Source organism: Bradyrhizobium sp. UFLA05-89, assembly GCF_059803475.1.
Genome location: NZ_JBANBA010000188.1, coordinates 1 through 9,514, shown reverse-complemented (window position 1 = coordinate 9,514; position 9,514 = coordinate 1). Strand labels below are relative to the sequence as shown.

Below are 9,514 nucleotides of genomic sequence, written 5' to 3'. Positions count from 1 at the left end.
GTGGCGCGGGCTGTCACGCCTCACCGACATCGCGCTGGGCGCCATGGTCGGAGGAGAATTTGTGGGTAATTGAAAGCTGCACCGGAGGGTTACGTAACCTATGCCCTCGTCGCGTTAAAAATTACAGCGGCATGGAATGACAGCAGGGGCACGCACGGCAAAGCCGGCTTTCATACTTTCATCCGTTTGAATTTTGGATGCCGAGAGCCAAGCGAAAGCGGCTCGCCAATTTTTTATCGATCCGTTCTGCGTTTTCCCCGCCTCTTCGCTGGCTTGGCCAGCCTTTACGGCGGCCGCCTGGTTTGTGTGGTGCCAGCTCCGGGTCACGCGGTCGGCTTAAAAAGTCGTGGCCCCGCGAGGTCGCGGAGCCGCTGAGATCGGATGGCCGGCACTCAGGCCGCGGCAGGCCTTCGCGTTGACGGCCTGCGTAGCGCCAGCGCGGGCACGATCAGTGCATGGACTGAAAGCACTTTTTAGGCATGGCATCTAGGCTTCTGAATACAAATGATTTGCTTGCATCATCAGCTCCTCCCACGATCAGCTGCGGGGCCGGAATCTTGTAGCTAGCCTGCAGCTTGTCCTTCAAATACGCCTCGAGCGCCAACCATGTTGGATTCTTTTGAGAGAAGAACACGAATTTCAAATACCTGCTGGAGACGTCCGCGTTGTAGACGGTTTCATCAGGGTAGTTCACGCTGTCGCCGCAGATCACCGAGCTGAGAAAACCCAAAGTGAAGACGCCATTACCCGTTTTGGCGATCGTGCCGGGGGACCATAGGCTGAAACCAGGGATGATATCGTTCAGGGCGAACAGAGACTCTTCGTAGGAATAACCGCCTGGATTTGTGCTTAGTAAGAGATCCCATTTGGCATGGTCGTTTGTCCAACTGTTAAACACTTTCGTCCCGATGTTGTTGAGATCGGGATCATTCTTGTCGCCATTGGGAGACGGTCGACATGCGTCGAGGATCAACATCCTCCGCTCGACCTGCGCTTTGTTCAGTTGGCTCATGATCACATCAGGGTTTAGGCCGGGACCGCGAGGATCAGAAGTCTGAAGTTCAACCAGTCCGTTCTTTGTTGCCCCGTGACCGGCAAAAAACACGAGCACCTCGTCGTCCCAAGGTTCGCTCCGACCCGCCTTTTCCGTCGCTATCGCGCCCAGCATGACTCCGATAGTGGTGTTGACCTTCTCAGAAAACAGACTGTCTTGCTTACCCATGACTACAATATCGAGATGTTGGTCATGCAAATCATCTAGCAAGACTTTCGCCTTCGGATTACTCAGGATCGCATCAGGGGCGTAGTCGCCTGGAGGAACATAAAACAGCTCGATCTTCATATCGTCGTACGCGGAAACTCCTCCGAAGGTCCCTTGCAGCTTCTTGTTGAAGTCCATCGCGAGAAGGCGAGCGAAATCCAATGCATCCTCGTGGGCATACTGAAGTGGGTTCGAGGCCGACTTGGAGAATCCCATGATTAGGGCCCACAGCTTCCGCTTACTGCGCGGTGGTTCGATCGCGCCAGGCGCCGACCACTTAACAAAAAAGCAGCGACTCGCGATGGGCAGGTCATTGCCGGCTGAATCGGCGGGCGTGCCGTCGCGATTGATGCCACGGTACAAAAATTTGCATATCTCAATTGGACCGAGGCGCTGGAGCGCTTTTGGCAACTCTAGATCTACCTGCATTTCCGCGGATGGATTGACGGGCAGCGCACGTCCGTCTGCAAATCGCACGCCATTGTAAATAACTGGCACATCCATTTCGCCCGACTTGAACCTCAGATACCTCTGCTTTCCGTCATTCCACCCTGACAGCGTGACTTGCGCCGAAAATCTCTCTGTTTTCACGGCAAGGCCGGCGATGACCTCGACCTCAGTCTGCTGTTGCTCCGCATGCTTGAGGATAGGACTCCGATCGCTCAGCTTTAACTGCGCGCCCTCCGCACGTTCGATATTGGCGAGACTACTTCCAAGTGCTGTCTGGGCATGAGCAACACCGACGAATTCAAATCGACGTACAGTGGATGCGTCCACATATCGGTTGCTCGGGGTGGGGCCATTTTCAGCTGCGCGGCTCGGTCCTCGCAGCCTCGGCGCACTTCGCAATGAACTGCGAACTGCATCCGGATCGTAGAGAGAAGGATCTTGCTGAAAATCAACGCAACCGGGGGCTCGCCCCGGTAGCTCGACCGGATAGCACGCGAGCCGTTGGGATCCGACCGCACCGTCAATCGCATATCGGCCGTTAGGAAGCCAGGCCAAGAACCCCCATCTTCCGTCATCAGACTGGGTCAAGTAGAGCGACATGATCAAGGGTAGACAATTCGAGGGACTAAACCCAAGCGCGTACCAACGGATAATTCCGTCCCCATGCGCTACAACAAGGAACTGGCCATCTGTAGTGATGTTCATCCGCTGAGCTTCTGCACGAACGGGTCTTGTACAGACCGTTCCCCCTTCTTCGCTCAGGACTCGTATGGCCCGATCCGTTCCCCACACGACCATCTTTAGCTCGTCGACGCCAGGTAGGCGTGGTACTTTGACCGCAGCTAATGACACTTCGTTCGGATCAATTCTGTCGAGCGGCAATGGCCGGTTGAAGAATACGGGAGGATTGTCCGCGACCCGACTGTCGTACCCCCATTTATCACGGCTAGATTTTGGTTCGCTTAGTTCATAGCGATCCTGGTGATCGGTCCGTGCGATGAGAGTACGCAGACGGTCCTTCAGCTCTGATTCATCGTCGATCGGGGCGGCATCGACAAGACGCATTTGATCGAAGAGTACGTTGAACAGCCTGTACTTTCCTTGCAAGACGGTCGAAAAATATACGTTGTTACGTTCATCGAGGATCAATCGATAATCTTCATCGAATCCGCGGAAGCTGATTGCCCGATTCTCTGCAATAACTCGCGACAATCGGGGGCGCGGCACCGACACATCGATCGTCGCGATCCGCTCGGTCGAAATGAACAACGTCTTGGCCGGAAAACCGGGATCAATCAATTTCGCAATATACAAGAACGTGTCTGTCTGGCCTTGGATTTCTTGTAACGTGACACGGCTAAGATCCCGATCGAAGATCGCGATGTTGTTGGTTTCGTCGTTGTCGTCCTTTCCATTTAGGTCCTGATTCGGAAGAAATCCGTAAGCTATCAGAGAGGCCTCATTGTCACCTTGTCCTTCGACCGGCATCCAGGCCAAATTGGGAAGATAGACCGCGCCGTGATCAGGTTTCAGCTGATCCTTTAGGGAGAACGTCTTCTCAATATCGTAACCTCGCCCCTTTCTTCTCAAGAGGCCCACTTGGGGCGAAGCGACGTCGCCAACCGCCAAACGCGAAAGATCGGAAGAAAGCGCCAACCGACCTGGCTGAACCAGTCCTATTTGATCTCGGGAAACGAAGGCGGGCTTCTCGCCAGGAAATACCAAACCCTTCGTTCCATCGCTCAACGGATGCGGATAGATCGTAAGGCCCGAGGTTGAAAGGGCGAAGAGCCATGGATCGTCACCGACGGCATCGCTGAAGACAAGATCCGTCCCGCGCGGACGTGCTTCACACAAGCTCATCTTCCCCTCGGGGCAGCAGCTCTTTCCGGCATTCGACGCGGCATATTCCCCGTCATCCTTGAAGACCGGAGCTCCGGCATATCGCGGGTCCCGCAATTGCGACACCGCCCAGATTCTTAACCCGCATCCGCCGCTGAGAAGAGCAGCGAGAAATTGTCCGTCGGGAGAGAAGCGAAGCCGCGTAACGTAGGTGGGTATTTCAGATTCCAACGTTGCGATGATGTTTCGCCGCGCGCGATCGAATACGTATATTCGCGCGGTTGCACGCTGGTAACCGCCGCTTTTATCGCTTAGTGGCGGCGCCGAAAGTGCCACATATTCCGCATTGGGAGCGATAGTTGCCTGATACTTCGCTGGTTCGAATTCATCGCGCAGTGGCGCCCGGAAGACCGTGGGACGCCAGCTATCCTCGGTTTCACGGAACCAAACCGTGGCGATCCTTGATGAGCTCGCGGTCACAAAAAATCGCCCTGACCTGTCGGCATCGAGAGAGGTCGGTTTGCCGGAGAATGGCGTACTAATCTCCAACGGAAGGATTTGTGCTCGAGGCTCAAAGAAGCTGAACTGATAGAGGGAGAGCAGCGCCAGCTCGGCCACGACGATCATCCCCGTCGCAACGTATAGTCTCGGGTGTTTGCAGATCGATTCCCAGTAGATTGAGGCCCACCTTAAAAGGCGCTCGCGAAGCAAGTGCGCTTCAGGACGACTGCGGTTGTCTCTTGAATCCGACATCGTTCCGTACCCACCTATCTTACCGATTCGCCTCGGCTCCGAGATCAGGACTAGCGTCGGGACGCGTACCCGGCCGATTTCTCACCTGTGGTGATGGCATAAGCACCGGCGACGAAGGCAGGATCACTTGCGGCCAAGGCGGGGCTGACCATGCCCGTGCCTGATCGGCGTCCGGTCGCGTGCCCGGCCGATTGCTCGCCTCCGGTGATGGCATAATCACCGGCGACGAAGGCAGGGTCACCTGCGGCCAAAGCGGGGCTGGCCATGCCCGTGCCTGATCGGCGTCCGGTCGCGTGCCCGGCCGATTGCTCGCCTCCGGTGATGGCGTGATCACCGGCGACGACGGCACGGTCACCTCCGGCCAGGACGGGGATGACCATGCCCGAGGCTGATCGACGTCTGGTCGCGTGCCGGGCCGGGCCTTTGGGATGCCTGATGGCGTTGGGAAGAGCGGTTTGAGCTCATCTGCCATGCTTGGAGCCTCGCCGAGATAGGCGGCGACAGAAAGTATCATCAGTCCAAATGCCTTCGCGCTTGTCGATTTGGGCATCACCGATGGGCATTTGTCGAACCGCATTGTGACCTCCTATCAATAGACGCTGACGACCAGTTGAAAATCCGCAGAGCCAACAGATTCGCCACGACGGAGTATGACGGTGTAGAGATCGTCTGGCGGTGAAGGCTTCTCACAAAAGGCAACCTGCGCATGAGGCTGATCGCGACAGATCGCATCGTCTTGATCGCGGCTGCGTTTAGGTAGCAACAGCAGCGTAGGTTGATGGAGCAGGTCGTCCTTGGCCCCTGAGGATCTCGCCAAGTTGGCACTGACGCGAAGCCGGGTGGCTGCCTGCACAGAGAATTCGAACACATGCTCCGGATAGGCGTCGTTAATCTGCCCTGTGAATTGAACGTACCGATGTTCGTCGTCGCTATCGAGCGGCAACAACGAGCCACACTGCCGCTTGATCGTACCTGCGGCCTTTTTTATCCAGTTACGATTCTTGAAAACGCTCGCGTCATAGGCGCGATCGAGCTTTGCGCAAGTCAGATCGATTCCACCCGACGTAACCCCGGAGACAACAGGTTCAGGCCGATTTGACTCGAGCAGGAGCGGACCGCCAGAGTCACCGTAGCAGGTGTTAGATCCGCTGCCTGGCGTATACCGCCAACAGATGAGATCCGATTTTGGAAACTTGTCCGGACAGGCTGACGCGACGACATCACCGTAACGTTTGAGCCCAGCATCCATTTTGTCCGCAGTTGTCCGGCCAAAGCCAACGATCTTGGATACAGATCCGGATGCCTGTTCACGGTCATCATTGATTATATCGGGCACGATACCGTCGACAGGGGTCACTAGACGAATGACCGCGACATCAGCTTGAGATCCCGTCTCTTCATTCGGACGCTGGTAGTCGCGCTTGGGCCAGTCGATCGATCTTACGTCGAACACACCCGCATGCTGCAAAAATACCTTGTAGTGCGATTTGTCGAGATCGGAGGTGACGCAGTGGGCTGCCGTCAGGAATGCGTCGCACCCAATAATCGTGCCCGTGCAGGACGTTCCGAGACCTCCGATTCCCATATGCAGCAGCGCACCCACAGTTGGATACCAAGTCGTGAGAGTGCCATCGACGACCCTTACGAGAGATTCCGTCTCGGCACCGATGACGTGTTTGTGGCCGGAGATATTCGGCTTTCCAGCTGCTTCGCCGGCGCCGACCGAACTGTAGTTAAGGCAGGCCAACGATAGCATCAGCGCAGTCCCGCCGACTCTCATCAACCTGTGTTCGTATCGAGCCATGACAACTCCTGCATCATGGGCTTTGAACAGCCTGCCTAAAGGCTTGATTGTTGAGAAGGCGCTCTACGTCCGTACTCGGCGCCGACGACGGCGACCCCATAGCGATATTGAGCGTGTGCGTTCGTACCGCTGAAGCGGAAACGAGATTGCCGAGCGTCGTCGGCCCCTTCCAATGCAGGAGAGCCCAGTTGGGAGAGAGTCCCGCGCCGATCGTCACGATAAAATTCACCGCATGGGAGAGTGAGTCGATCGGCGGATCTGGATTGGCCAGTAGTTTTGCCGCGCTGGCATATCGCGCCGCAGCCTCCGAGTTTTCAGCTGCGTTCGTAGCGAGAGCAACAATGTCTTGGTGAGACAGATCTTTCCCGCTGTTGGTCAGCTTTTCCCATGCTTGATGAGAATACTTGGCGGCATTTGAAGCCTCTAGCGCGAAGCTCGCAATTCTAGCCTGCACCCTCGTATCAAGAAATCTCGTTGTTCTGGCTTGTCTTGCGGTGGCGTTCGCCTGCTGTGCCGATTTTACCGCATCAGTCTCGGAATTCTTGGCGTAGTCCGTATAGTATGCGAGATCGGAATCTGGGGCGTTGGTGCCTTCCGTTCTTGCGCCCCCGGCCGATGCAGCCTTGCCACCTGCTCCAGGAGACGGATGAATTCCCAGATTAAGATCGTGGTGGGCAACAGGCTCGAGCGCGGCATCGATCCACGGACCCAAGTCGAGATTTCCCTGTAGATCGGTGCTTCCCACTGGCAAGCACTCGTGCAGTCGACCTGGCCCCCACTCGCGCCAGGCCTTGAGCTCCCGCAGAGACATCGTGAAGCTCACGGTCTCCGTTCGGAAGACCTGGCTGCTATAGTTGGCGCCAAAGCCGAGATTAAAGTTCTGAGCAGTTGCGCCGACGGAATTGCCCGGCGTCCCGCTCGGAAAGGCCGCGGAGCTGGGGCCTGCGCCAAGAAAATAAGCGTTCTGCAAGGGCTGCACGAAAGTCGCGCTCGGTGAAAGGCTGCCAGACTCGTTGGCCTGCAGCGTCAGGTCGGCTTTAACCGTCCAGGACTCCAGCCAAGCGAATCTTTTATCTTCCATTTTGTGATCGACGGCATCGGCAAGTTCGCACTTCACGCGCTCAACCACATCTCTGATGGAGATTTCGGTACTAAAGGGCAGATTGTTGGTAGCATGCCAAAGAGGGGGCACTTGGCTACACGCGGCGAGCAACAAGCCGCAGCAGACACCCGGTACAATGGACTTAATTCTATTCATGGAATGTCCCCCCAGACACGCCTACGGTAATCTACTCTGGGACTTGCAACAGTATTCGCCGATCTGCATCCGTCGCGCGCCAGCGCATGTGCAAGCGCCCCTTTTGGCGAATCCCGCGAACTACTCGCTTGCAAAATTGCGCGGGTTCTTTTTCCAGTCCACCCACTTCGTTCTGCCCATCGGCGGAAACTCAGCAAGCACCCGCTTTTCGCCGGCGGCCTTCGCCTTCGCATTGTCGCTCCAGGCGGAAGCGCCTCCCACTCGAACCGCATTGTAGATCGCTGTGACCGTCAAACCGTCGACTTGGAAATCTTCCATGCTGCTCTTTAGAATTGCATCAGCATTTTCCCTTGGGATCGTCTGCGTCCAATACAGGTAGTCGTGGATGATTGCAGCGTAGGCATATGTGCCGTCCGGCCGAAGAGCCGACCAAAAGATCCGAGGAACGCTCGCGAGATCCGACACAAATCCTTTCGGAACGGTAACGGCCTTTAAACCGCCGCCCTGTCGCGCGCTCGGCTCCCATGAGATTGGATCCAGGAGATAGTAGATAGGTTCATTGAAACGGCCGAGATGGAGCGGCGAGTCCGACGTCCTAGCCGGATCCGACATCCAGGCGGTCATCCAACCTCCTTTGGAATATTGCTTCCGGTCAGCTTTCGAACGAGCCGAGGCAGATAGGGTCTGCGCTCCGAGGAGGCCACTAACGAGCAGAGATTTGATCAGCGTCCGGCGAGTAGACCTACAAGGGTAATCTTGCGAACGTTCGGGCATGAACAGCTCCTCTAAATAACCGGCTCAGTAAATTTGGTTGAAAGCGATATCATTTACCAACCAGTAGGCGAATGCAAGGGGGAAGCCGAACCCGGCCCCGCAAAAGCACAGCGCATTCGCTCCTGCACAGGAGTGGTGTACCGGCTTCACATGCGCGCGATCGCCCGCGATCTGGAGCTAGGCTTGGATCCCAAAAAGATCTTGATGCGCTGGCCGAAACACTTTTGCGCTTCGTGCGATTCTTCCCAGAGCAGCGACGAGGGGTACTGGCACGTGAGGGACTCGGAAACGTGTTTTAGAACCTAATGACTCGCAAGGTGCGAAGCTCAAAGGGCCCCCAAAAGGGGCTCTTTTCTTTAACGACGGGATGCGTCCCTTGCGAAGGTCACCCCTTCGTTGTCATGACTACGAGTACAACACCGGCAACGATAACGAGAGCTAGGAAGATCTTGCGCCTAAGAGCTCTTTGCGAGTCCAACCGCTGAGTGCAGGGTGCGCAAAGTGATCGAAGTCCAAAGTAACTTCTGGTCGATGGTACCTTGATCCCAAGCAGTGCAGCAATGGTGAACAGAAAGAAAGAAGGAGGCAAAGGGAATAATCCCGCCACGCTTGTCCCCGTTCGGACGTTTCTGCGAACGCCCTGTCCTTTTGCTAGTGCTGTCCCGCAGTGATAACAGCCCGCCATGCCTCAATCTCACTCTCTACATCGATAGTATGTTGCATTTCCCTTAGCGCTCGACCAAGACAATGCGATCCCGGAAATCCCGAAGCTAATTGTCGCTGGCCATCTATCTGCACCAACCTGACAATGGCCACGGACCGCCCAGCCTGATCGACTAGGAAGGAAAGCATCGAATGTGCATACGCCCCCTTCTGTCCTGGCTTCTTGGGCGGAGATCGTGAGCTGAACACCCTGCGTACATGCGGCATCGGTCGCCCAACCGCCAAGAAATGAGCGATTGCGCGCAACTGCCTGAGGCGATTGCAACGCTTGGGTAGTCACTGCATCCAAACGATTGTCGGGCGGCAAATGATTGACAATTTTGAACTCCCGCAAGCCATTGAGCGCGGTGACGGTCCACGACGGCTCAATCGCTGCGGTGAAGCCTAAGTCCTTCAGGCGACCGATCGAGGGATCAGGCGAGGCAACGATTGGAGGTGATTGGGCAACGCTAGGGGTGACCTCAGCTAGTGCCTGCGGTGGCGGCTTGATCTCACGAGGCGGATCGAGTGGTGGCACCGCTGGAGGAACGGTTGCCGCCTCAAATGTCAATCGGCTTGCAAATTTGACCCCTCGTATTGCCTCAGGAAGGAATGTTACCCGGGATGAAGGTCTGCGAGCTCCGCAGACCGATCTCGAAGCTGCGGCGAA

6 protein-coding genes are annotated in these 9,514 nt (G+C 56.3%); all 6 read right to left on the bottom strand.

Features of this window, described 5'->3' with window-relative positions:
• Positions 1 to 448: 448 nt before the first annotated feature.
• Complete coding sequence (locus SO139_RS44395; RefSeq protein WP_449384523.1) at positions 449 to 4,171, bottom strand: hypothetical protein; 3,723 nt, start codon at positions 4,169 to 4,171, stop codon at positions 449 to 451.
• 185 nt (positions 4,172 to 4,356) lie between these two features.
• Complete coding sequence (locus SO139_RS44390; protein ID WP_449384522.1) at positions 4,357 to 4,686, bottom strand: hypothetical protein; 330 nt, start codon at positions 4,684 to 4,686, stop codon at positions 4,357 to 4,359.
• 209 nt (positions 4,687 to 4,895) lie between these two features.
• On the bottom strand, positions 4,896 to 6,110 hold the full coding sequence (locus SO139_RS44385) for a S1 family peptidase (protein ID WP_449384521.1): 1,215 nt from the start codon (positions 6,108 to 6,110) through the stop codon (positions 4,896 to 4,898).
• 13 nt (positions 6,111 to 6,123) lie between these two features.
• A complete protein-coding gene (locus SO139_RS44380; RefSeq protein ID WP_449384520.1) occupies positions 6,124 to 7,368 on the bottom strand; it encodes a hypothetical protein in 1,245 nt (414 codons plus the stop codon).
• A 120-nt stretch (positions 7,369 to 7,488) separates the two neighbouring features.
• Positions 7,489 to 7,992 (bottom strand): DUF1353 domain-containing protein, encoded by a 504-nt coding sequence (locus SO139_RS44375; protein ID WP_449384519.1) that lies wholly within the window; start codon positions 7,990 to 7,992, stop codon positions 7,489 to 7,491.
• An 844-nt stretch (positions 7,993 to 8,836) separates the two neighbouring features.
• The coding region (locus SO139_RS44370; protein WP_449384518.1) for a hypothetical protein at positions 8,837 to 9,514 on the bottom strand (678 nt) is incomplete at its 5' end.